The organism is Pseudomonas sp. Pseusp11, assembly GCF_047304405.1.
Taxonomy (GTDB): domain Bacteria; phylum Pseudomonadota; class Gammaproteobacteria; order Pseudomonadales; family Pseudomonadaceae; genus Aquipseudomonas.
The window spans coordinates 165,386-187,977 of sequence record NZ_JBGLZF010000009.1; the positions used below are offsets into that span (position 1 = coordinate 165,386).

General features: G+C 59.3%; 20 protein-coding genes. 11 read left to right on the forward strand and 9 right to left on the reverse strand.

The features are described from left to right. Nucleotides 1-65 precede the first annotated feature (65 nt). A complete protein-coding gene (locus tag ACCC96_RS10220) occupies nt 66-1,301 on the forward strand; it encodes a sterol desaturase family protein (RefSeq protein ID WP_413695729.1) in 1,236 nt (411 codons plus the stop codon). On the opposite strand, the gene ACCC96_RS10225 is transcribed toward ACCC96_RS10220, so the two are convergent. Next, entirely contained in the window at nt 1,282-1,914 is a 633-nt protein-coding gene (locus tag ACCC96_RS10225; RefSeq protein ID WP_018927562.1) for a DedA family protein, read from the reverse strand. The two genes, ACCC96_RS10220 and ACCC96_RS10225, sit on opposite strands and share 20 nt — an antisense overlap. A gap of 208 nt (nt 1,915-2,122) precedes the next feature. Between ACCC96_RS10225 and hemB the strand changes: the two genes are divergently transcribed. Both hemB and ppk1 read left to right on the forward strand, forming a co-directional pair. Further along, a complete protein-coding gene (hemB, locus tag ACCC96_RS10230; RefSeq protein ID WP_019580521.1) occupies nt 2,123-3,136 on the forward strand; it encodes a porphobilinogen synthase in 1,014 nt (337 codons plus the stop codon). Nucleotides 3,137-3,154: 18 nt separating this feature from the next. After that, complete coding sequence (gene ppk1 / locus ACCC96_RS10235) at nt 3,155-5,377, forward strand: polyphosphate kinase 1 (RefSeq protein ID WP_007940338.1); 2,223 nt, start codon at nt 3,155-3,157, stop codon at nt 5,375-5,377. Between the two features lie 179 nt (nt 5,378-5,556). On the opposite strand, the gene ppx is transcribed toward ppk1, so the two are convergent. The 5 genes from ppx to ACCC96_RS10260 form a co-directional block, all read right to left on the reverse strand. Continuing rightward, a complete protein-coding gene (ppx, locus tag ACCC96_RS10240) occupies nt 5,557-7,059 on the reverse strand; it encodes an exopolyphosphatase (protein ID WP_413695730.1) in 1,503 nt (500 codons plus the stop codon). A 245-nt stretch (nt 7,060-7,304) separates the two neighbouring features. Beyond that, nucleotides 7,305-8,042 carry an amino acid ABC transporter ATP-binding protein gene (locus ACCC96_RS10245; RefSeq protein WP_413695731.1) on the reverse strand — a complete coding sequence of 246 codons (738 nt, stop codon included), beginning with the start codon at nt 8,040-8,042 and terminating at the stop codon, nt 7,305-7,307. Beyond that, nucleotides 8,029-8,679: an amino acid ABC transporter permease gene (locus ACCC96_RS10250; protein ID WP_007899375.1), complete on the reverse strand. Its 651-nt coding sequence runs from the start codon at nt 8,677-8,679 to the stop codon at nt 8,029-8,031. Before ACCC96_RS10250 ends, ACCC96_RS10245 begins: the two co-directional genes overlap by 14 nt. After that, on the reverse strand, nt 8,676-9,356 hold the full coding sequence (locus ACCC96_RS10255; protein ID WP_019580523.1) for an amino acid ABC transporter permease: 681 nt from the start codon (nt 9,354-9,356) through the stop codon (nt 8,676-8,678). Before ACCC96_RS10255 ends, ACCC96_RS10250 begins: the two co-directional genes overlap by 4 nt. Nucleotides 9,357-9,378: 22 nt before the next feature. Beyond that, nucleotides 9,379-10,164: a transporter substrate-binding domain-containing protein gene (locus tag ACCC96_RS10260; protein ID WP_413695732.1), complete on the reverse strand. Its 786-nt coding sequence runs from the start codon at nt 10,162-10,164 to the stop codon at nt 9,379-9,381. A 257-nt stretch (nt 10,165-10,421) separates the two neighbouring features. Between ACCC96_RS10260 and ACCC96_RS10265 the strand changes: the two genes are divergently transcribed. The 6 genes from ACCC96_RS10265 to ACCC96_RS10290 all read left to right on the forward strand — a co-directional run bounded on the left by ACCC96_RS10265 (nt 10,422) and on the right by ACCC96_RS10290 (nt 17,890). Then, nucleotides 10,422-11,129: a FadR/GntR family transcriptional regulator gene (locus ACCC96_RS10265; protein ID WP_007940344.1), complete on the forward strand. Its 708-nt coding sequence runs from the start codon at nt 10,422-10,424 to the stop codon at nt 11,127-11,129. 120 nt (nt 11,130-11,249) lie between these two features. After that, nucleotides 11,250-11,579, forward strand: a complete 330-nt coding sequence (gene trxA, locus ACCC96_RS10270; RefSeq protein WP_003206727.1) for a thioredoxin TrxA — start codon at nt 11,250-11,252, stop codon at nt 11,577-11,579. Nucleotides 11,580-11,826: 247 nt separating this feature from the next. Continuing rightward, nucleotides 11,827-13,086: a transcription termination factor Rho gene (gene rho / locus ACCC96_RS10275; RefSeq protein ID WP_007899384.1), complete on the forward strand. Its 1,260-nt coding sequence runs from the start codon at nt 11,827-11,829 to the stop codon at nt 13,084-13,086. 332 nt (nt 13,087-13,418) lie between these two features. Beyond that, nucleotides 13,419-15,374 carry an acyltransferase family protein gene (locus ACCC96_RS10280; protein ID WP_413695733.1) on the forward strand — a complete coding sequence of 652 codons (1,956 nt, stop codon included), beginning with the start codon at nt 13,419-13,421 and terminating at the stop codon, nt 15,372-15,374. An 81-nt stretch (nt 15,375-15,455) separates the two neighbouring features. Then, a complete protein-coding gene (gene ubiD, locus ACCC96_RS10285) occupies nt 15,456-16,922 on the forward strand; it encodes a 4-hydroxy-3-polyprenylbenzoate decarboxylase (protein WP_018927571.1) in 1,467 nt (488 codons plus the stop codon). Next, nucleotides 16,922-17,890: a CDP-6-deoxy-delta-3,4-glucoseen reductase gene (locus tag ACCC96_RS10290; RefSeq protein ID WP_019650147.1), complete on the forward strand. Its 969-nt coding sequence runs from the start codon at nt 16,922-16,924 to the stop codon at nt 17,888-17,890. Before ubiD ends, ACCC96_RS10290 begins: the two co-directional genes overlap by 1 nt. A gap of 14 nt (nt 17,891-17,904) precedes the next feature. On the opposite strand, the gene ACCC96_RS10295 is transcribed toward ACCC96_RS10290, so the two are convergent. Beyond that, entirely contained in the window at nt 17,905-18,348 is a 444-nt protein-coding gene (locus ACCC96_RS10295) for a sn-glycerol-3-phosphate transporter (protein ID WP_413695736.1), read from the reverse strand. Nucleotides 18,349-18,733: 385 nt separating this feature from the next. Here ACCC96_RS10295 and ACCC96_RS10300 point away from each other — a divergent pair, with 385 nt between their 5' ends. Further along, a complete protein-coding gene (locus ACCC96_RS10300; protein WP_019580530.1) occupies nt 18,734-19,402 on the forward strand; it encodes a gamma-glutamylcyclotransferase in 669 nt (222 codons plus the stop codon). On the opposite strand, the gene glpT is transcribed toward ACCC96_RS10300, so the two are convergent. After that, entirely contained in the window at nt 19,378-20,727 is a 1,350-nt protein-coding gene (gene glpT / locus ACCC96_RS10305; RefSeq protein WP_413695734.1) for a glycerol-3-phosphate transporter, read from the reverse strand. The two genes, ACCC96_RS10300 and glpT, sit on opposite strands and share 25 nt — an antisense overlap. A 203-nt stretch (nt 20,728-20,930) precedes the next feature. After that, a complete protein-coding gene (locus ACCC96_RS10310) occupies nt 20,931-21,908 on the reverse strand; it encodes an NADPH:quinone oxidoreductase family protein (protein ID WP_007899393.1) in 978 nt (325 codons plus the stop codon). A gap of 150 nt (nt 21,909-22,058) precedes the next feature. On the opposite strand from ACCC96_RS10310, the gene ACCC96_RS10315 reads away from it, so the two are divergent. Next, entirely contained in the window at nt 22,059-22,466 is a 408-nt protein-coding gene (locus tag ACCC96_RS10315) for a flagellar basal body-associated protein FliL (protein WP_028939125.1), read from the forward strand. Nucleotides 22,467-22,592: the final 126 nt, after the last annotated feature.

Here is a 22,592-nt window from a genome sequence, read left to right on the forward strand (position 1 = left end):
GTTGCCATAGGGTTAATTCGCGGCTACACCTAATCTCTGCTGAACGATTCCGATCAGGTCGCGTCATGAACTTCATTCTGTATGCGGTGCCGTTTTTCTTTGTGCTGATTGCGGTCGAGTTGTTGGCCGACCGTTGGCGCGGGGTGAGCAATTACCGCGTGGCAGACGCGATCAACAGCCTCAGCACCGGCGTATTGTCGACTACCACGGGCCTGTTGACCAAAGGTGTCGGCCTGGTCACTTATGCCTTCGCCCTGGGACATCTGGCCTTGATCGAGCTGTCGGCCGACAGTGTCTGGGTCTGGGTATTTGCATTCGTCTTCTACGACTTCTGCTACTACTGGCTGCACCGGATGGGCCATGAGCGCAACATCCTCTGGGCCGCGCATTCGGTGCATCACCAGAGCGAGGACTACAACCTCTCCACGGCCCTGCGCCAGACCAGCACCGGGTTTCTGTTGAGCTGGATTTTCTACCTGCCCCTGGCCGTGCTCGGCGTGCCGCTGCTGGTGTTCGTCAGCGTTGCGGCGTTGAACCTGCTGTACCAGTTCTGGGTGCATACCCGGCATATTCCCAAGCTTGGCTGGTTCGAGTGGTTCTTCGTCACGCCGTCCAATCATCGGGCTCACCATGCACAGAACGCTCTTTACATGGATCGCAACTACGGCGGGGTGTTCATTATTTGGGACCGTCTGTTCGGCTCGTTCCAGGAAGAGGACGACAACGAACCGGTGATTTTCGGCGTGACCACGCCGCTGGCGAGCTGGAATCCGCTGTGGGCAAACGTGCAGTTTTACGCGCAGTTGTGGGATGACGCCCGACGCGCCGAGCGCTGGTGGGACAAGCTGCGGATCTGGTTCATGCGCACCGGTTGGCGGCCGGCGGACGTGGCGGCCAAATACCCGATGAACAAGCCGGACCTGGCTCAGTTCCGCAAATTCGAGGTGCCGCTGGACGGACGTCAGCAGTGGTATGTGGCGCTGCAGTTCTGCGTCTACATCGCCTTGGGCAGTTACTTGATGAATTTGGAGCAGAGCCTGCCGACCGCAGCCCTGGTGTTGGGTTGGGGCGCCGTGGCGTTGGGGTTGTTCGTGTTGGGTGCAGCCCTGGAGAATCGCCCGCAGGCGTTGAAGCTGGAGCTGTTGCGGCTGGCGTCAAACCTGCCGCTGGTGTGGCTGGCACCGATGGTCGGGCTATGGCCAGCCAGCGCGGTGGGCTGGGTGGTGCTGCTCAGTTACAGCCTGCTCAGCGGCATCGGCCTCTACTGCTGTAGAAACCGCGTCACTCGATGGGCGTCGTAGGTTCGCTGGACTTGGCCTGTTCGGCTTTCAATGCCTGTTCATCGGCGTAGATCTTTTTCGCCAAGCGGGCATTCTTGAAGCGCCGCCGCAGCCACAGGACGAAGCCCAGGACCAGCAGGGCGCCCAGCACCCACAGCTCGTATTTCTTGACGCTGCCCAGCATACCTTCGAGCACCGCGCCGAAGTGATACGCAGCCGCTGCCAGCGCCGCAGCCCAGATGGCCGCGCCAATCCCGTTGAGCAGCAGATAGCGTCCCGGCGGATAGCCCGACAGACCGATTGCCACCGGCATCACAGTGCGCAAGCCATAGACAAAGCGGAAGCTCAGCACCCAGATGTCCGGATGCTTGCGGATATGTTCCAGCGCCCGATCGCCCATCAGTTGCCAGCGCGGTTTACGTGCCAGCAATTTGCGCCCGTGCTTGCGCCCCAGGAAGTACCACAGCTGATCGCCGGCATAACTGCCGAAGAACGCCACGACCACCACCAGGTTGATGTCCATGTATCCGCGGAACGCGAGGAAGCCTGCGAGTACCAGAATGGTTTCGCCTTCGAAAAACGTGCCGAGGAACAGGGCAAAGTAGCCGAAGTCATGTAGGAATTGTTGGAGCATTGTCTGGGTGCTGGCGAAATGAACGCGCAGCCTAACCCTTCGTGCACATTCATGAAAGTGTCCAAATGTGTCTCGACGTGAACATTTCCTACAAGGACAATGGAATGCGGCTACCTGTCACAGGGGTGCACACAACTGTCATACGTTGGTCATAATGGCCGCTTATAACTGTCACGCTCGCCCGCCAGCGCGGGCTCAGGAGTCTGCCGTGAGCTTTACCCCCGCCAACCGTTTGTTTCCTGCAACCCGCCTGCGTCGCAACCGTCGTGATGATTTTTCGCGTCGTCTGGTCCGTGAAAACGTACTGACCGTCGATGACCTGATCCTGCCGGTGTTCGTGCTGGACGGTGAAAACCGTCGCGAAGCAGTGGCGTCGATGCCGGGCGTCGAACGCCTGACCATCGATCTGTTGCTGGAAGAGGCTGCCAAATGGGTCGAGCTGGGAATTCCTGCGCTGGCACTGTTCCCGGTGACGCCACCGGAACTCAAGTCACTGGATGCCGCCGAAGCCTGGAACCCCAACGGCATCGCCCAGCGCGCTACCCGCGCTCTGCGTGCGCAGTTCCCGGAGCTGGGTGTGATCACCGACGTTGCCCTGGACCCGTTCACCACCCACGGTCAGGACGGCATCCTCGACGAAGAAGGCTACGTGCAGAACGACATTACCGTCGACGCACTGGTTAAACAGGCTTTGTCCCACGCCGAAGCCGGTGCTCAAGTGGTGGCCCCGTCAGACATGATGGACGGGCGCATTCAGGCGATCCGCGAAGCGCTGGAGCTGGCTGGGCACGTCAATGTGCGGATCATGGCCTACTCGGCCAAGTACGCCAGTGCCTACTACGGCCCGTTCCGCGATGCGGTGGGTTCGGCGTTGAACCTGGGCAAGGCCAACAAGGCCTCCTATCAGATGGACCCGGCCAACAGCAACGAAGCCCTGCACGAAGTGGCGGCCGACTTGTCAGAAGGCGCAGACATGGTCATGGTCAAGCCAGGCATGCCGTATCTGGATATTCTTTATCGGGTCAAGGAAGCGTTCAAAGTGCCGACCTTTGTGTATCAGGTCAGCGGCGAATACGCCATGCACATGGCGGCGATCCAGAATGGCTGGTTGAGCGAAGGGGTTATCCTCGAATCCCTGACCGCTTTTAAACGTGCAGGCGCAGATGGCATCCTGACTTACTTTGCCGTCCGTGCTGCTCAATTGTTACGAGAGCAAAAATAGCCCTCCCAGGAACATTCGATGAATACCGAAGGACTCACTGAAGTTGCCGTAAAAGACGCTCAACCTGTGGTGGAGCAAATCGCTGAAACTCCGCCGGAGCTGGAGCCCGCTCCACCCGCGGTGGTGGCCGAGCCCGTTGTGGCGGCGCCAGCGATTGCCATTCCCGGTCTGGATGACAGCAGCCTGTACATCCATCGCGAGCTCTCGCAACTGCAGTTCAACATCCGCGTGCTGGAACAGGCGCTGGATGAGTCCTACCCATTGCTGGAGCGGCTGAAGTTTCTGCTGATCTTCTCCAGCAACCTGGACGAGTTCTTCGAGATTCGTGTGGCCGGCCTGAAGAAGCAGATCACCTTCGCCCGTGAACAGGCCGGCGCCGATGGCCTGCAGCCGCATCAGGCCCTGGCCCGCATCAGCGAATTGGTGCACGGTCACGTCGACCGCCAATACGCGATTCTCAACGACATTCTGTTGCCGGAACTGGAAAAACATCAGGTCCGCTTCATCCGTCGTCGTTACTGGACTACCAAGCTCAAGACTTGGGTCCGCCGTTATTTCCGCGACGAGATCGCGCCGATCATCACCCCGATCGGTCTCGACCCGACGCACCCGTTCCCGTTGCTGGTGAACAAGAGCCTGAACTTCATCGTCGAGCTCGAAGGCATCGACGCCTTCGGTCGCGATTCCGGCCTGGCGATCATCCCGGCGCCGCGTCTGCTGCCGCGGGTTATCAAGGTGCCGGAAGAAGTCGGCGGCCCTGGCGACAACTACGTGTTCTTGTCATCGATGATCCACGCGCACGCCGATGACCTGTTCCAGGGCATGAAGGTCAAGGGTTGCTACCAGTTCCGTCTGACCCGAAATGCCGACCTCGCGGTCGATACCGAAGACGTGGAAGACCTGGCCCGCGCCCTGCGCGGCGAGTTGTTCTCCCGTCGCTACGGTGATGCGGTGCGGCTGGAAGTGGCCGACACCTGCCCGAAACACCTGTCCGATTACCTGCTCAAGCAGTTCAACCTGCAGGAGACCGAGCTGTATCAGGTCAACGGTCCGGTCAACCTGACGCGGCTGTTCAGCATCACCGGCCTGGACAGTCATCCGGAGTTGCAATACACGCCGTTCACCCCGCAGATCCCGAAACTGCTGCAGAACAGCGAGAACATTTTCAGCGTGATCAGCAAGCAGGACATCCTGCTGCTGCACCCGTTCGAATCCTTCACCCCGGTGGTCGACTTGCTGCGTCAGGCGGCCAAGGATCCACACGTGTTGGCGGTTCGCCAGACGTTGTATCGCAGCGGCGCCAACTCGGAGATCGTCGATGCGCTGGTGGATGCGGCGCGGAACGGCAAGGAAGTGACGGCGGTGATCGAATTGCGCGCGCGGTTCGATGAAGAATCCAACCTGCAGCTGGCCAGCCGTCTGCAGGCGGCCGGCGCCGTGGTGATTTACGGCGTGGTCGGCTTCAAGACCCACGCCAAGATGATGCTGATTCTGCGTCGCGAAGCCGGTGAGATTGTTCGCTACGCTCACTTGGGTACCGGCAACTACCACGCGGCCAACGCTCGTCTGTACACCGACTACAGCCTGCTGACCTCCGACGATGCCTTGTGCGAAGACGTCGGCAAACTGTTCAGCCAGTTGATCGGCATGGGTAAAACCCTGCGCATGAAAAAACTGCTGCACGCGCCGTTCACGTTGAAGAAGGGCATGCTCGACATGATTGCCCGGGAGACGCAATTCGCCCTCGACGGCAAACCGGCGCACATCATTGCCAAGTTCAACTCGCTGACCGATCCAAAGGTCATCCGCGCGTTGTACAAGGCCAGCCAGTCCGGGGTACGCATCGATCTGGTGGTGCGCGGCATGTGCTGCCTGCGACCGGGCATCGCCGGGGTATCGCACAACATCCACGTACGTTCGATCATCGGTCGTTTCCTGGAGCACACCCGGGTCTTCTACTTCCTCAATGGCGGTGAAGAGCAGATGTTCCTGTCCAGTGCCGACTGGATGGAGCGCAACCTCGACAAGCGCGTCGAGACTTGCTTCCCGGTCGAGGGCAAGAAGCTGATTTTGCGGGTCAAGAAAGAGCTGGAGCTTTATCTCACCGACAACACCCACAGCTGGAGTCTGCAGTCGGACGGTCGCTACATACGCAACACCCCGACCGGCAACCAGAACCCGCGCAGTGCCCAGGCAACCTTGCTGGAGCGATTGGGTAGCCCGATTCTGGCGGTGCGTTAACGCAAACCTTGGGCGATAAAAAATGGCGATCCATGTGGATCGCCATTTTTTTTTACCTCGCCCGAGCGATGAGCGATGAATGACTGTGGCGAGGGAGCTTGCTCCCGCTGGACTGCGTAGCAGTCCTTCTTTTGGGGCCGCTGCGAGGCCCAACGGGAGCAAGCTCCCTCACCACAGGCTTAGCGAACGTTCAGCACGAAGCTGACGCGGGTCAGCCATTCCGCTTCCAGAGCGAAGTCGGCCTGGGTCAACTGGTTGTCATCCAGCCAATGTTCCGGGAATAACACATCCAGGCTGTCGCCGTTGGCGTGCAGCACGACCTGCGGCATTTCCTGGGTGCCACGGATGTGGTGGAACAGAATCGCAAAGCGCAGCAGCACGCACAGGCGAATCAGCTTGATGCCGTCGTCGCCAAAATCGGCAAACCTGTCCTTGGGAATATTGCGACGGTGGCCACGCACCAGTAGCGCGAGCATCAGTTGGTCTTCGCGGGAGAACCCGGCCAGGTCCGAGTGCTCGATCAGGTACGAGCCGTGTTTGTGATACTGATAGTGGGCGATGTCCAGGCCCACTTCATGGACCTTGGCTGCCCAGCTCAGCAGTTCGCGCCAGACGCCGTCATCCAGCTCCCAGTCCGCGGCCACTTGATCGAAGGCATGCAGCGCCTTGCGTTCGACCCGCGCAGCTTGCTCCAGATCGACGTGGTAACGCTCCATGAGCGAGCTGAGCGTGCGCTCACGGACATCTTCGTGATGATGACGGCCCAGCAGGTCATAGAGCACGCCTTCGCGAAGGGCGCCTTCACAGTGGTCCATGCGTTGCAGTTCGAGGGCGTCGAAGATCGCTTCGAGAATCGCCAGCCCGGCGGGAAAGATCGCCCGGCGGTCGGGCTTGATGCCTTCGAAGTCGATTTTCTCGACATCACCGAGTTTGATCAGCTTGCGCTTGAGCCAGGCCAAGCCTTCGGCGTTCACCTCGCCAGTGCCATGCCCGCCGGCCTTCAGCGCCAGGCCAATGGCGCGAATGGTGCCCGAGGAGCCGATGGCTTCATCCCAGGTCAGGCGGTGCAGGGCGTGTTCGATGCTCATGATCTCCAGCCGCGCCGCGGTGTACGCCTGGGCGTAGCGGGCCGGGGTGATCTTGCCGTCCTTGAAATAGCGTTGGGTGTAGCTGACGCAACCCATTTGCAGGCTTTCGCGCAGCAATGGCTCGAATCTCTGCCCGATGATGAATTCGGTACTGCCGCCGCCGATGTCGGCCACCAGACGTTTGCCCGGGGTATCGGCGAGGGTGTGGGAGACGCCGAGGTAAATCAGGCGCGCTTCTTCACGGCCGGAGATGACTTCTACCGGATGGCCGAGGATTTCTTCGGCGCGGTGGATGAATTCAGCGCGGTTACGGGTTTCGCGCAGGGCGTTGGTGCCGACGATCCGCACGGTGCCGGGCGGCATACCGCTGATCAGTTGGGCGAAACGCTTCAGGCAATCGAGCCCGCGTTGCATGGATTCTTCGCTGAGTTGACGCTCTTCGTCGATGCCGGCGGCCAGCTGAACCTTCTCCCCGAGACGCTCGAGAATCCGGATTTCGCCGTTCTGGGCCTTGGCCACGACCATGTGAAAGCTGTTGGAGCCTAGGTCGATTGCGGCGATCAGGGACAGATTCTTGACTTGGGATAGCGGCATGGTCAGGGGGTCTCGGTCGTTAACCTCCACATCCTGCCACGATCAAACGCTCGCGCCAACGCGTACGGTTTAATGCCTTGATCCAGCGCACGGACGACGTGGGTTCCTGTGGCGAGGGAGCTTGCTCCCGCTGGGCAGCGCAGCGGCCCCAAAACCATTCAACGCAGTGCTTCAGGAAAAGCCGGTCGGCAGGTTTTACGACTGCTGCGCAGCCGAGCGGGAGCAAGCTCCCTCGCCACAGAGGTTCAGCCCGCCGCCTCCACGGTCCCAATGAAGTTCGCCAGCTCCGCCGTCTGCGGATTGGCAAACAACACCTTCGGATCTCCCACTTCATGCACCTTGCCCTGGTGCATGAACACCAATTTGTCGCCCACCTCCCGGGCAAAACGCATTTCATGGGTGACCATGATCAAGGTCATGCCTTCCCTGGCCAGTTGCCGGACCACGCTCAACACTTCATTGACCAGTTCCGGGTCCAGGGCCGAGGTGATTTCGTCGCACAGCAAGACTTTCGGCGACATGGCCAGCGCCCGGGCGATCGCCACCCGCTGTTGCTGGCCGCCAGAGAGTCGATCCGGGAAGGCGTCGAATTTCTCGCCCAGCCCGACCCGTTCCAGCATCTGTCGCGCCCGTTCGGCGGCTTTGGCTTTCGGCACTTTCTGCACCACTTGTGGCGCAAGCATGACGTTTTCGCCGACGGTCAGGTGCGGGAACAGGTTGAACTGCTGGAACACCATCCCGACTTTCTGCCGCAGGCTGCGCAGGTCGGCGCGGGCGGCGTCGAGGTATTCGCCGTCGACTTCGATCACGCCGTCGTTGATTGATTCCAGACCATTGAGGGTGCGCAGCAAGGTGGACTTGCCCGAGCCGCTGCGACCGATGATCGCCACCACCTGGCCTTCCTCGATACTCAGATCGATGCCTTTGAGTACGTGGTGGTCGCCGTAATATTTATGCAGGGCGGAAATTCTAAGCAGAGGCATGCAGTCTCCTTTCCAGGTAGCGCGCACTGAGGGACAAGGGGTAGCAGAGCAGGAAGTAACCGAGGGCGACGAGGCCGTAGACCATGAAGGGTTCGAAGGTCGCGTTGGCGAGCATGCCGCCGGTCTTGGTCAGTTCGGTGAAGCCGATGATCGAGGTGACGGCGGTGCCCTTGACCACTTGCACCGAGAAGCCCACGGTCGGCGCCACGGCGATGCGCAGTGCTTGCGGCAGGATCACGTAACGCAATTGCTCCAGCGGGTTGAGCGCCAGGCTCGACGAGGCTTCCCACTGGCCGTTGGGGATCGAGTCGACGCAACCGCGCCAGATCTCTGCCAGGTAGGCGCTGGTGAACAGTGTCAGGGCAATCGCCGCCGCCATCCACGGCGAAATTTCCACACCGGCCAAGGCCACACCGAAGAACACCAGAAACAGCTGCATCAACAGCGGCGTGCCCTGGAACAATTCGATGTAGGTGCGGGCGAAGTGGCTGGGCAGGGATTTCTTTGAAATCCGCATCACCATGATCAGCAAACCGATCAGCCCACCGCCGATAAACGCCACCAGCGACAACGCCAGCGTCCATTGCAGGCCTGTGAGCAGGTTGCGCAGGATGTCCCAGAAGGTGAAATCGCTCATTGGCTGCTCCTTGCACTGCTTTTGGACAGGTAGCGGCGGCCGATCCAGTTCAGCAATTGGCGGATCAGCAGCGCCATGCACAGGTAGAGCAGCGTGGTCAGGGCATAGGTTTCAAAGGCGCGAAAGTTGCGCGACTGAATGAAGTTGGCGGCGAAACTCAGCTCTTCGGTGGCGATCTGCGAACAGACCGCCGAGCCGAGCATGACGATGATGATCTGGCTGCTCAGGGCCGGCCAGACTTTGCCCAGTGCCGGCAGCAGAACCACGTGGCGGAAGGCTTCGAAACGCGACATCGCGAGGGCGGCTGCGGCTTCCAGTTGTCCGCGGGGGATCGCTTGAATGCCGGCGCGGATGATCTCGGTCGAATAGGCGCCCAGGTTGATCACCATCGCCAGCACCGCCGCTTGCCATTCGGAGATCTGCAGGCCCAGCGACGGCAAACCGAAGAAGATGAAAAACAACTGCACCAGAAAGGGTGTGTTGCGGATCAACTCGACGTAGACCCCGAAAATGCCGGCGAACGGGCGGATGTTCCACGCCCGCACCAGTGCGCCGATGATGCCCAGAGCGACCCCGAACACTGCGCCAACGGCCGTCAGCTCAAGGGTGAACAACGCACCGCGCAGCAGCAGGTCGGTGTTTTCCACCACCGGCAAGAAATCGAACTGATAAGCCATAAGTCGTCTCCCGAGCGAACGATCAGAGATCGGCCGGCAGCGGTTCTTTCAGCCAGGTTTGCGAGTTCTTCTCCAGCGCACCGTCAGCCTTGGCGGTGGTGAGGATCTGATTGACCTTGTCCAGCAACGCCGGCTCGTTCTTGTTCACACCGACGTACACCGGCGAGTCCTTGAGCTTCACTTTCAGGGCCGGTACGCGTTTCGGGCTTTTCTCGCTGATGGCCACCATCACCACGTTGCCGCTGGCGATCAGGTCGACTTGCCCGGCAAGGTAGGCGGCGATGGTCGAGTTGTTGTCTTCGAAGCGTTTGATAGTCACGCCTTCGGGGGCGACTTTGGTCAGCTCAATGTCTTCGATGGCGCCACGGGTGACGCTGATGGTTTTGCCCTTGAGATCGTCCAGACCCTTGATGGCGGCGTCTGGCGGACCGAATACGGCGAGGTAGAACGGCGCGTAGGCACGGGAGAAATCGATGACTTTCTCGCGCTCCGGGTTCTTGCCGAGGCTGGAAATCACCAGGTCGACCTTGCCGGTGGTCAGGAACGGAATGCGGTTGGTGCTGTTGACCGGGGTCAGTTCGAGTTTGACCTTGAGTTGGTCGGCCAGCAGCTTGGCGGTATCGATGTCGAGGCCGCGAGGTTTCATGTCCGGGCCGACCGAACCGAACGGCGGGAAGTCCTGGGGCACGGCGACTTTGAGGGTGCCGCGTTTGACCACATCCTCCAGACTGTCGGCGTGGGCGGGTGCCTGGCTCAGCATCAGGCTGGCAAACAGGGCGGCGAGGAGGGCGCTGTAACGCATGGTCATGGCAAATCTCCGGATCGGCGGGAAGTGATTTCTGCGGATCGACAGAGCACGGGCCATGCCAAGATTCGTTTTCAGGGGGTGCAGGCCACGGTTTTGCTGGTGTCGCTCGGTCTTACTGGTCTGAACAGTTGGGTGGTGTTTCGCACCCTGATGGCGCACCCGTGAAAATTCCCGAACCCCCATGGGGCACGACTTGCCGGACGTCGCGAATAGCTTTACAACTAGCCGCTCATTGGCCTGGTTCGTCTGAAGAAACCATGAACTCGATCTCCCGCGCAGTACCTGAAGTGGCGCTGCAAGCCATCCGCAAACTGATCACCGAGCAAGGTTTCGGGCCGGGGGATGCCTTGCCCTCGCAACGGGACCTGGCGGTGCAATTGGGGGTCAGCCGGGCATCGTTGCGCGAGGCGTTGTCGTCCCTGAGTGCGCTGGGCGTGATCAGCATCCAGCCGGGCAAGGGCGTGTTCGTGCAGTCACCGGTCGATCTGCCCCGGGGCGATGCGGTGCCGGGCTGGCCATTCGCGGCCCAGGCATCGCCGCTGGACATCTTCCAGTTGCGCTATGCGCTGGAGGGTTTTGCCTCGGGTTTGGCGGCCGTGACCCTGAGCACCGAGGATCTCGATGCCCTGGAAGACAACGTCGCCGCCATGCGCAACGAACTGCGTGCCGCCAACTTCGATGCGGCGGCGCGACTGGACTTCGAGTTTCACCGGCGCATCCTCCTGGCCAGCGGCAATCAGGCGATGCTGAGCATCCTGACAGCCAGCGCCGACATCTTTCTGGAGAGCCAGAAGCTACCGTTCATCCGGGCCGAACGGGCCATGGAAACCTGGCAGGAACACCGTAAAATTCTCCGTGCACTGGCGCGCCGATCGTCCGGCGCCGCACAGAAGGCCATGCAGGAGCACGTGCGCAACGCCGCCCTGCGCACCGGGATTGCCTTCGTCGCTCCCGCCACCTCGTGACTTGAGCTATACCCAAATTCATGGGCCACCATAGCGAGACTCAATCATCTGCGGCTTCCTGAACGGGGGAAGGGCAGCTATGATGGGCCACGTTTTTTTGCTTACAACCTGGAGACTTCCATGAGCAGCGATCTTATCAAACACGTTAGCGACGCTAGCTTCGAGGCCGACGTACTCAAGGCCGAAGGCGCTGTACTGGTCGACTACTGGGCTGAGTGGTGCGGCCCTTGCAAAATGATCGCTCCTGTCCTGGACGAAATTGCCGAGACCTACAAAGGCAAGCTGACCGTTGCCAAACTGAACATCGACGAGAACCAGGAAACCCCGGCCAAGCATGGCGTGCGTGGTATCCCGACGCTGATGCTGTTCAAGAACGGCAACGTCGAAGCCACCAAGGTCGGCGCGCTGTCGAAGTCGCAATTGGCCGCTTTCCTCGACGCCAACATCTAAGCGTTGTTATAAAGCGTCATGAAAAGGCCCCGCATTATGCGGGGCCTTTTCGTTATTGAGGGCTAGACGCTCCGAAACTCAGGTGGTACATTCGGCCCCGCACTGGTTTCTCCACTGCCCCCTGCTAGCCGTCGCCGACGCACTCCTTTTCGAATAAGTACGCGATCCTGTCGCCTTCTCTGCGGCGCGGCCTCATTAAGCCAAAAGCTTAATTTCCCCCCTCCATAAATGATTACGTCATTCCTATATGAATCTGACTGAACTCAAGCAAAAGCCGATTACCGAACTGCTCGAATTGGCCGAACAGATGGGCATAGAAAATATGGCCCGTTCGCGCAAGCAGGACGTGATTTTCTCCCTGCTCAAAAAGCACGCTAAAAGCGGCGAGGAAATCTCCGGTGATGGCGTGCTGGAGATTCTCCAGGACGGCTTCGGCTTCCTGCGCTCCGCTGACGCTTCCTATCTCGCCGGCCCGGACGATATCTACGTCTCGCCGAGCCAGATCCGTCGCTTCAACTTGCGCACCGGTGACACCATCGTTGGCAAGATCCGTCCTCCGAAGGAAGGCGAGCGGTATTTCGCGCTGCTCAAGGTCGACACGATCAACTACGATCGTCCCGAGAACGCGAAAAACAAGATTCTCTTCGAGAACCTGACCCCGCTGTTCCCGACTGTGCGCATGAAGATGGAAGCCGGTAACGGTTCCACCGAAGACTTGACCGGTCGTGTCATCGACCTGTGCGCCCCGATCGGCAAAGGCCAGCGCGGCCTGATCGTTGCTCCGCCGAAAGCCGGTAAAACGATCATGCTGCAGAACATCGCGGCAAACATCGCGCGTAACAATCCTGAAGTTCACCTGATCGTGCTGTTGATCGACGAGCGTCCGGAAGAAGTGACCGAAATGCAGCGCACCGTGCGCGGCGAAGTGGTTGCCTCGACGTTCGACGAGCCGCCAACCCGCCACGTGCAGGTTGCCGAAATGGTGATCGAGAAGGCCAAGCGCCTGGTCGAGCACAAGAAGGACGTGGTGATTCTGCTCGACTCCATCACCCGTCTGGCGCGTGCCTACAACACCGTGATCCCGAGCTCCGGCAAGGTGCTGACCGGTGGTGTCGATGCCCACGCCCTGGAGAAACCGAAACGTTTCTTCGGTGCTGCACGGAACATCGAAGAAGGCGGCTCGCTGACCATCATCGCTACCGCGCTGGTTGAGACCGGTTCGAAGATGGACGAAGTGATCTACGAAGAATTCAAAGGCACCGGCAACATGGAACTGCCTCTGGATCGCAAGATCGCCGAAAAACGTGTGTTCCCGGCCATCAACATCAACCGCTCCGGTACTCGCCGCGAAGAGTTGCTGACAGCCGACGACGAACTGCAGCGTATGTGGATCCTGCGCAAACTGCTGCACCCGATGGATGAAGTCTCTGCCATCGAGTTCCTGGTCGACAAGCTGAAACAGACCAAGACCAACGACGAGTTCTTCCTGTCGATGAAACGCAAGTAACACGAAGTACTGTCTGGTCCTGGAGTTGGTTAAGCCTGTCCAGGACGGGACAAATGCTTCAAAGAAGGGCGCCCCCAAAAGGGCGCTCTTTTTTTTGCGCTCGGTATTTTGTATCTGGATTGATACTTGTCGTGCTGTAAACTGGAGCCCATTCAATGGGTGCCGCCGCCCGCTAACAGCAGATCAATTGCCCCTGTATTCAATCTGGCTGGCGATTGAGTCAAGTGTTTTGACAGATCTTTCCAGAAGTTGATCTCCGTCGAATCTCCGCAGTCGCGCTACCGGTGTGTCCCTTTTCAATCAGCTTTGTATCGGGAACGACAAGGAACGTTATGCACACATTTGGCAATCGCCGTGATATCGACGGATTGCGGGCTCTGGCCGTTATTCCGGTCGTGCTGTTTCATTTTGGCTTCAGCACTTTCAGCGGTGGCTTTGTCGGTGTCGATGTCTTCTTTGTCATTTCCGGATTCCTGATTACCAGCATCCTGTTCCGTGAGATCGGCGCGCAGCGTTTCAGCTTCGTCGATTTCTGGGCTCGCCGTGCACGACGGATCATTCCGGCCCTGAGTGTGGTGCTGCTGGCGACGCTGGCTCTGGGCTGGTTGCTGCTGACGGCCAGGGACTTCTCCGAGTTGGGAAGAACGGTTCGTTATCAGTCGCTGTTCATTTCAAACATTCTGTTCATGCGCGAAGACGGCTACTTCCAGCCTGCGTCGGAATTGAAGCCGCTGCTGCATACCTGGTCCCTGGCCGTTGAAGAGCAGTACTACATCTTCTTTCCGCTGTTGATGGTGTTGTTGATGCGCCATGTACGCCATTGGCGCTGGATGCTGTTTGCCATGCTGCTGGTGTCTTTTGGGCTCAATATTGCCTATATCGACCGCAAGCCCGACGTCGCTTTCTTCTCGCTGCCGACACGCGCCTGGGAGCTTTTGTGCGGTGCCATGCTCGCGGTCTTGCCCGCCTCAAAACAGGCTGTGCGGCCCTGGCTCTATCAGTCTGTGGGAGTGGCCGGGTTAACGGCGGTCCTGGTGGCAGTTTTCACTTTTGACAAGGCGACGGTGTTCCCAGGCTGGGCGGCACTGCTGCCTGTGCTCGGTGCAACCGCGTTGATCTGGTCTGGCGGGCACGGTTCTACATGGAGCGGTCAGGTTTTAAGTGCTCGCGCGCTGGTATGGATCGGCTTGCTCTCCTATTCCTTGTATTTGTGGCACTGGCCGGTCTATGTCTACGCCAATGCCACTTCGATCGACGGCATTCAGCCCTTGGAGGCTACGGGCTGGATGCTATTGGCGCTCGGTCTTGCATGGTTGAGCTGGCGTTTCGTCGAACTTCCATTCCGTGAGCGGCGCCTGCTTGCCGGACGCAAGCCTGTGTTACTGGGGGGCTTGCTGGCCATGGTCGCGCTGGCTGTCACAGGTTCGATGGTGCGATCGGCGGATGGTTTTCCTGGGCGCCTTACCGGCAAAGCGCTGGAATATGCGCAGTCTCGAGAGTGGCGGGCCGGGCAGATGAAATGCATGTTGGTGACTTCGGACAAAGAACTGGACAAGGCGTGTCTGGTGGGTGGTAACGAAGAGATTCCGGCGACACAAATGTTCTGGGGCGACAGTCACGCGGCCGCGCTGTTACCGGCGATCGAAAGTAGCGCAAAGCGCGAGGGTCGCCCGGTATGGCTTTACAGCATGAGTGCCTGTCCGCCGGTTCTGAGCAATGACCTGCGCCAGCGTTGCAAGGATTTCAACGAGCAGACAATGGAGCGGGTTCGCAGTCTGCAGATCAAGGATGTGGTGCTGGCATCCAATTGGAACCTGTACATTTACGGTCGCGAAGACGGCGATAAAAAGGTCCTGCTTAATCAGTATGACAATATGGCTCAGGCCGAGGAACGCATGGCCATGGCGCTCAAGGCACGGGTGGCGGCGATAAGAGGCGCGGGCGCGCAAGTCTGGTTGTTCAAGGAAGTACCGCTGCAACGCAAGGGCTCCATTGACCGACTGACGAGCCTGGCCCGCATCGGGCGATCGGCCGAGGGACTGGGCCGACCGCTCGAAGAGCATCTGGCGCGCCAGCGTTTTCTCAATACCTTGTTCGACTCGATGAGTGCCGCCGACCCAGGTGTGCATGTCATCGATCCCACGCCATTGATGTGTGTGGGCCAGATTTGCAGTATCGAGGTCAATGGTCATTCGCAGTACAAGGACGAGGATCATCTTTCGGACGCCGGCAGTGCCCGCTTGAGCCCGTTGTTTGCCCCGGTGCTGCTGGGTGCAAATCACAATTGATTGCTGCTGCGCACTGACAGGCTGCTGTTTGGGCGGCAGAGCAGGTAGGATGTACGCCTATTTTAGGGGTGCCATCGTCAAATGAAATTCAAGGATCTTCGGGATTTCGTGCAGCAGCTTGAGCAGCGCGGAGAGTTGAAACGCATCCAGATCCCCGTCTCTCCAGTGCTGGAGATGACCGAAGTCTGCGATCGCACGCTACGGGCCAAGGGCCCGGCGCTGCTGTTCGAAAAACCTGTCGGCTATGACATTCCGGTGCTCGGCAACCTGTTCGGCACCCCCGAGCGGGTGGCCATGGGCATGGGGGCCGAATCGGTCAGCGAGTTGCGCGAAATCGGCAAGTTGCTGGCGTTCCTCAAGGAGCCCGAGCCGCCGAAAGGTTTGAAGGACGCCTGGTCCAAGCTGCCGATCTTTCGCAAGATCATCTCGATGGCGCCGAAGGTTGTCAAAGACGCAGTGTGCCAGGAAGTGGTCATCGAAGGCGACGATGTCGACCTCGCGATGCTGCCGGTGCAAACCTGCTGGCCAGGCGATGTCGGCCCGCTGATCACTTGGGGCCTGACTGTCACCAAAGGTCCGAACAAGGATCGCCAGAACCTCGGCATCTACCGTCAACAGGTGATCGGTCGCAACAAGGTGATCATGCGCTGGTTGAGCCACCGTGGCGGCGCGCTGGATTACCGCGAGTGGTGCGAAAAACACCCTGGCCAGCCGTTCCCGGTATCCGTGGCACTGGGCGCTGACCCGGCCACCATTCTTGGCGCCGTGACGCCGGTGCCGGACAGCCTCTCCGAATACGCTTTCGCCGGTCTGCTGCGGGGCAATCGCACTGAACTGGTGAAATGCCGCGGCAACGACCTGCAAGTACCGGCCACGGCCGAAATCATCCTCGAAGGCGTGATCCATCCGGGCGAAATGGCCGATGAAGGTCCGTACGGCGACCACACCGGCTACTACAACGAAGTCGACAGCTTCCCGGTGTTCACCGTCGAGCGCATCACCCATCGGATCAAGCCGATCTACCACAGCACCTACACCGGCCGTCCGCCGGATGAGCCGGCGATTCTCGGTGTGGCGCTGAACGAAGTGTTCGTGCCGATCCTGCAGAAGCAATTCCCGGAGATCACTGACTTCTACTTGCCGCCCGAAGGCTGCTCGTACCGCATGGCCATCGTGACCATGAAGAAGTCGTATCCCGGCCACGCCAAGCGGGTAATGCTCGGTGTCTGGTCGTTTTTGCGACAGTTCATGTACACCAAGTTCGTTATCGTCACCGACGACGATATCAACGCACGGGACTGGAACGACGTGATCTGGGCCATTACCACGCGCATGGACCCCAAGCGCGACACGGTGATGATCGATAACACGCCGATCGACTACCTGGACTTCGCCTCGCCGGTCTCCGGCCTGGGTTCGAAGATGGGGCTCGATGCCACGCATAAATGGCCAGGCGAAACCACCCGTGAGTGGGGCCGGGTCATCGTCAAGGATGAAGCCGTTACCCAACGGATCGATGCCATCTGGAATCAGTTAGGAATAGATTGATGCGTGTAACCTTGCAGCCCTCCGGAGCAGTGCTTGAGATTCTGCCCGGCGAGCGGATTCTCGATGGCGCGCGGCGCCTGGGCTATGAATGCCCGCAAAGCTGCCGCAACGGCAATTGCCATGTGTGCGCTGCGTTGCTGGTGGAAGGACGAGTCGAACAAGCCGGCGGTGTGCGCGATCATGGCGAGTTCTACACTTGCATAGCAGAGCCGCTGGAAGACTGCATCGTGCTGTGGGATGGCGTGCTCGCGCTGGGAGAACTGCCGGTGCGCAGCGTGTCGTGTCAGGTCATTGAATGCAGGGACGTCGGCGGCGATACCTGGCGCGTGCGTCTGCGTGCGCCAGCGGGCAAGCCACCGCGCTATCACGCCGGCCAGTACCTGATGATCGAGCGTGAGAGTGGCGAGAAATCCGCTTTTTCCCTGGCCTCTGCACCGCATTCCGGCCGCGACCTGGAAATTCATGTGCTGGCGCGCGAAAGCAGCGCGCTGAGCCTGATCGAACAGCTCCAGCGCAACCCGATGGTGCGGATCGAGATGCCGTTCGGCGACACCCATCTGGCGGAACTGCCGAACGGTCCTCTCGTACTGATTGCTGCCGGTACCGGCATGGGTCAGATCCACAGCCTCATCGAACATTGCCGCGCCACGGGCTTCAAGCATCCGGTGCACCTGTATTGGGGCGTACGTCGTCCCGAAGACTTTTATGAGATCGAACATTGGGATGAATGGCTGAAGCTGCCCAATCTGTTCCTGCATAAAGTCGTCAGCGATCAATGCGGCTGGCAGGGGCGCTGCGGCATGTTGCATGAGGCGGTGTGTGAAGATTTCCCTGATCTGAAAGCACTGCACGTCTATGCCAGCGGCTCTCCAGCCATGGTCTATGGCACGCTCGATGCTTTGGTCGAAGCGGGGATGGATGCCCATCAAATGCGTGCCGATGTATTTGCTTACGCCCCGCGATCGTAGGTGCGTGAACCGTTCTAGAAGCGCACCCCGGTTGTCACCATGGCGGCATTGAAGCCGAGCAATACCAGCTCGGCTGCCAATGGTCCGTAGTGTGCCCCGACTGAAGGAATGATCACCGGCGCGACCCCGAAGTGATTCAGAGGGATCTTGTCCTGAGACTTGCCGCTGTAACCTTGCAACAGACCACCGGTGAGTTTTATGTACACGGGATAGTCAGCACTCTCGTAGCGTTTGCCCGCATACGCATAATATGAACGCTGGCTGAACGAGTTGCGAAAAGTTGCTCCACCAAACAACCAACCGGACGCTTGCTCGCGCTCAAGACCGATGAGGTCCTGATTGTTATTGTGGTCGGAGTCGGGGGAGAAGTGTCTGGTATAGACGCTGGTCTGCAAGTACCAGGAGCCGGTGTCTTTCGCAGAGGTGTCCTCGGCCAGCGAGTGCTGCGCCGTGAGCATTAGAAGTAACCCGTAAATCCATGGTGTTTTCATTGTTCAGGCCTTTGAGGCAGTTTGGTTTGCGTCTTTGGGTGGCCGTTATACGCGACGTAAAGCTGCAATGTGTAGGCGGTAAATCCGAAGGGTTTGTAGGCATTTTCTCCTAGGTGAGCTTTATCCTAGACGCGCCGAATGCTTATGTATATTTCGTTCTGGTATTTAAGAATTCTGTTAAATGATATTAGGGTATAACGCCAAGCCCTCCAGCTTCAGTATTGGATTTTTTATGGGGGGCGCAAGGTCATAGGACGCTTAGTACTTTTCGTTTTAGTATTACTGCTATATGTTCTATGAAGTGAAAGTTGTTTATATTTTGTAATAATTGCTGGGCCGAAATTTTATTGCCATGAGCGCCATCGAATCTGCTTTTTTGAATCTGGCTTACCCTCCGCGGCTCGATCTGGGGCCGCAGCTTACACACGAACAATTGCTCAGCTCGATGCAGTCGACCATGGCGCGCCACAAGGGTGGGCCGGTCTGGTTGTTCGCGTATGGTTCGCTGATCTGGCGGCCTGAATGTGTGGCGGTTGAGCGAGTGCGCGGCCGGGTGCATGGCTATCATCGCGGTTTGTACCTGTGGTCCCACGAGCATCGCGGCACGCCGGAAGTGCCGGGGCTGGTATTTGGCCTGGATCGCGGTGGTTCGTGCAGCGGGTTCGCCTATCGCTTGCCCGAAGAACAACTCGAAGCTTCACTTTATGCACTCTGGCAGCGCGAGATGCCATTCCCTTCCTATCGTCCACACTGGCTCAACTGCCGTCTTGAAAACGGAAACCAGGTTCAGGCATTGGGATTTGTATTGGAGCGGCACCTGCCCAGCTATGCCGGCAACTTGCCGGATCACGTGCTGAGCCAGGTATTCGAGAACGCTTGCGGGCGCTATGGCACCACTCGCGAGTATGTCGAGCAGACCGCCCATGCCCTGCGTAGCCACGCCATGCCAGACCGGAATCTGGAGGCGCGGCTCAAGCGCTGTAAATCAAAGGCAGATCAGGCGAGCGCTTCGCGGCCCTGACTGGCGGCGTTTTTGTGGCCCAGGGTGGGTGCCAGGAACACCATAGCCAGCAGGCAGGCAACGACCAACAGAATGAAGCCGCCATTCCAGCCGAAATAGTCCACGGTGTAGCCCATCATGGCACTGGCTGCGACGGAACCACCCAAGTAACCGAACAGGCCGGTAAAGCCTGCGGCCGTACCCGCGGCCTTCTTCGGCACCAGTTCCAGCGCCTGCAGGCCGACCAGCATCACCGGGCCGTAGATCAGGAAGCCGATGGCGAACAGCGAGATCATGTCGATCATCGGATTGCCCGGTGGATTCAGCCAATACACGATCGTCGCAACGGTCACCAACGCCATGAACACCATGCCGGTCAGGCCACGGTTGCCACGGAAGATCTTGTCCGACATCCAGCCGCACAGCAGGGTGCCGGGAATGCCCGCCCACTCGTACAGGAAGTAAGCCCACGACGTCTTGTCGAAGTCGAAGTGCTTGACCTCTTTGAGGTAGGTCGGCGCCCAGTCCAGAATGCCGTAGCGCAGCAGGTAGACGAAAACGTTAGCCAGTGCGATGAACCAGAGCATTTTGTTGCGCAGCACGTATTTGACGAAGATGTCCTTGGCGCTGAATTCCTCTTCGTGACTGGCGTCGTAGCCTTCCGGGTAATCGTTCTTGTACTTTTCGATCGGCGGCAGGCCCGTCGACTGCGGTGTATCGCGCATCACAATGAAGGCAAACACGGCGACCAACAGCGCCACGGCAGCCGGTACGTAGAACTTGCTGTGCCAGTCGTTGAACCAGCCCATGCCGAGAATCGCCAGCGGGCCGATCAAGCCACCGCCAACGTTATGCGCGGTGTTCCAGACCGAAACCACACCGCCACGCTCTTTCTGCGACCACCAATGCACCATGGTTCGCCCGCTCGGCGGCCACCCCATGCCTTGTGCCCAGCCGTTGATGAACAGCAGGATGAACATCATGGTCACGCTGGACGTGGCCCAAGGTGCGAAACCGAAAACGAACATCACCGCGGCGGACACTACCAGGCCAAAGGGCAGGAAGTAACGCGGGTTGGAGCGGTCGGACACGATGCCCATCAGAAACTTGGACAGGCCGTAGGCGATTGCAATCGCCGACATCGCCACACCCAGTTGGCCTTTTGTATAGCCTTGGGCGATCAGGTCCGGGAACGCCAGGGTGAAGTTCTTGCGCAGCAGGTAGTAACCGGCATAGCCAATGAAAATCCCGGCGAAGATCTGCCAGCGAAGGCGTCGGTAGGTGCTGTCTATTTTTTCTTCAGGCAATGGAGCCTGATGTGCGGCAGGACGAAAGAAAGCAAACATTCAAGAGCTCCAGATTTCTTGTTTTGACTGCGGATGCGAATGTTACAGTTTCGTTACCGAAAATAGCACCGGTTCGCATCGGCAAAACAGCGGAAATGTTGGAGATTGCATGTTCCTTTATGAACATGTCGCTCAGGTGTAAATGAGAGTCGGTACGGGGATGACGGAGCCAGGTCGCAGGCTGCGACCTGGCTGGAAAACGATCAGCGAACCTGCACGACCACCTTCCCGACCGCTTTGCGCTGGCCAAGATCATTGATCGCCTGCGCCGCATTGCTCAGTGGATACACCTGCGACACCAGCGGCTTCAATTTGCCTTCGGCAAACCAGCCGAACAGTTGCTGGAAGTTCGCCGCATTGTCCTGTGGCTGGCGCTGGGCAAACGAGCCCCAGAACACGCCGACCACTGCGGCACCTTTGAGCAGTGCCAGGTTCACTGGCAGCTCGGGGATGCGTCCACTGGCGAAACCGACCACCAGAAGACGACCGTTCCAGGCGATGGCGCGGATGGCCTGGTCGAACAGGTCGCCACCCACCGGGTCGTAGATCACGTCGGCGCCCTGGCCGTCGGTCAGGCGTTTGATTTCGTCCTTGAGGCTGGTTTCGCTGTAGTTGATCAGCTCATCGGCGCCGGCAGCTTTGGCCACCGCGAGTTTTTCCGCGCTGCTGGCGGCGGCGATCACCCGGGCGCCCATGGCTTTGCCGATTTCCACGGCGGCGAGGCCGACGCCGCCGGACGCGCCGAGCACCAGCAAGGTTTCGCCGGGTTGCAGGTTGCCCCGTTGCTTGAGGGCGTGCATCGAAGTGCCGTAGGTCATGCTGAAAGCGGCGGCAGTATTGAAGTCCATCGATGGCGGGATCGGCAGCACGTTGTAGCCCGGCACCGCGACCTGCTCGGCGAAACTGCCCCAGCCAGTCAGGGCCATGACCCGGTCACCGACCTTGAGGTGGCTGACCTTTTCCCCCACAGCGCTGACCACGCCAGCCGCTTCGCCACCCGGTGAAAACGGGAAGGGCGGTTTGAACTGGTATTTGCCCTCGATGATCAGCGTGTCCGGGAAATTCACCCCGGCCGCGTGCACGTCCAGCAGGATTTCGTTCTTCTTCGCAACAGGACTGGCGACGTCTTCCAGCACCAGCGATTCGGCAGGGCCGAAGGCTTTGCACAGCACGGCTTTCATCAGGGCTATTCCTTTGGGAGTGATGGCCGATAAGTGTAGGTGTGTGAGTTAACGGGTCAACGAGCATGCCCGACCCTGATAGTCAGCCATAAGCTTGTGCTTGAGCGGCGGGTCGTTATGCTAGGCCGCAAACCGGATAAGGAGCGAATTGTGAAAGCGTGGATCATGTTGATGCTGGCCCTGTCTCTGCCTGTGGCAGCGATGGCCGAAGAAGCCAAAGAAGGTGAAGCCCCGAAGGTCAACTACATCACCCTGAGCCCGCCGTTTGTGGGCAACTATGGGCTGGACGGTACGCCGAAGCTCAAGGTCTACAAGGCCGATGTGGCGCTACGGGTGACCGGTGACGAGGCGACCAAGGCGGTGAAGGCCAATGAGCCTCTGATCCGCAATCAGCTGGTGGCGTTGTTTGCCCAGCAGACCACCGAAACCATGAATAACGTCGAGGCCAAGGAAAAGCTGCGTCAGGAAGCCTTGAAGCAGACCCAGCAAGTGATGAGCGACGAAACCGGCAAGCCGGTGGTTGAGGATCTGTTGTTCAACAACCTCATTATCCAGTAAGGCTTTTGTTGTCTGGGGCGGCCCCTTCGCGGGGGTTGCCCCGCAGCTGTGTGGTTTAAAAAAAATACGCAGCCGACGAGCGATAAAGTGTTTTTATAGGTGGTGGGCGGATAAATAAAAAAAAAA

Coding starts and splice junctions, on each gene's coding strand:
- ACCC96_RS10300 (WP_019580530.1), top strand. CDS start 18,734: ATGAGCGCCATCGAATCTGCTTTTTTGAATCTGGCTTACCCTCCGCGG.
- ACCC96_RS10255 (WP_019580523.1), bottom strand. CDS start 9,356: ATGGCTTATCAGTTCGATTTCTTGCCGGTGGTGGAAAACACCGACCTG.
- ACCC96_RS10220 (WP_413695729.1), top strand. CDS start 66: ATGAACTTCATTCTGTATGCGGTGCCGTTTTTCTTTGTGCTGATTGCG.
- ppx (WP_413695730.1), bottom strand. CDS start 7,059: ATGCCGCTATCCCAAGTCAAGAATCTGTCCCTGATCGCCGCAATCGAC.
- ACCC96_RS10295 (WP_413695736.1), bottom strand. CDS start 18,348: ATGCTCACGGCGCAGCACTCGCTGGCCGAGGACACCTCTGCGAAAGAC.
- ubiD (WP_018927571.1), top strand. CDS start 15,456: ATGAAATTCAAGGATCTTCGGGATTTCGTGCAGCAGCTTGAGCAGCGC.
- rho (WP_007899384.1), top strand. CDS start 11,827: ATGAATCTGACTGAACTCAAGCAAAAGCCGATTACCGAACTGCTCGAA.
- glpT (WP_413695734.1), bottom strand. CDS start 20,727: ATGTTTGCTTTCTTTCGTCCTGCCGCACATCAGGCTCCATTGCCTGAA.
- ACCC96_RS10225 (WP_018927562.1), bottom strand. CDS start 1,914: ATGCTCCAACAATTCCTACATGACTTCGGCTACTTTGCCCTGTTCCTC.
- trxA (WP_003206727.1), top strand. CDS start 11,250: ATGAGCAGCGATCTTATCAAACACGTTAGCGACGCTAGCTTCGAGGCC.
- ACCC96_RS10245 (WP_413695731.1), bottom strand. CDS start 8,042: ATGCCTCTGCTTAGAATTTCCGCCCTGCATAAATATTACGGCGACCAC.
- ACCC96_RS10280 (WP_413695733.1), top strand. CDS start 13,419: ATGCACACATTTGGCAATCGCCGTGATATCGACGGATTGCGGGCTCTG.
- ACCC96_RS10310 (WP_007899393.1), bottom strand. CDS start 21,908: ATGAAAGCCGTGCTGTGCAAAGCCTTCGGCCCTGCCGAATCGCTGGTG.
- ACCC96_RS10260 (WP_413695732.1), bottom strand. CDS start 10,164: ATGACCATGCGTTACAGCGCCCTCCTCGCCGCCCTGTTTGCCAGCCTG.
- ACCC96_RS10250 (WP_007899375.1), bottom strand. CDS start 8,679: ATGAGCGATTTCACCTTCTGGGACATCCTGCGCAACCTGCTCACAGGC.
- ACCC96_RS10265 (WP_007940344.1), top strand. CDS start 10,422: ATGAACTCGATCTCCCGCGCAGTACCTGAAGTGGCGCTGCAAGCCATC.
- ACCC96_RS10290 (WP_019650147.1), top strand. CDS start 16,922: ATGCGTGTAACCTTGCAGCCCTCCGGAGCAGTGCTTGAGATTCTGCCC.
- ppk1 (WP_007940338.1), top strand. CDS start 3,155: ATGAATACCGAAGGACTCACTGAAGTTGCCGTAAAAGACGCTCAACCT.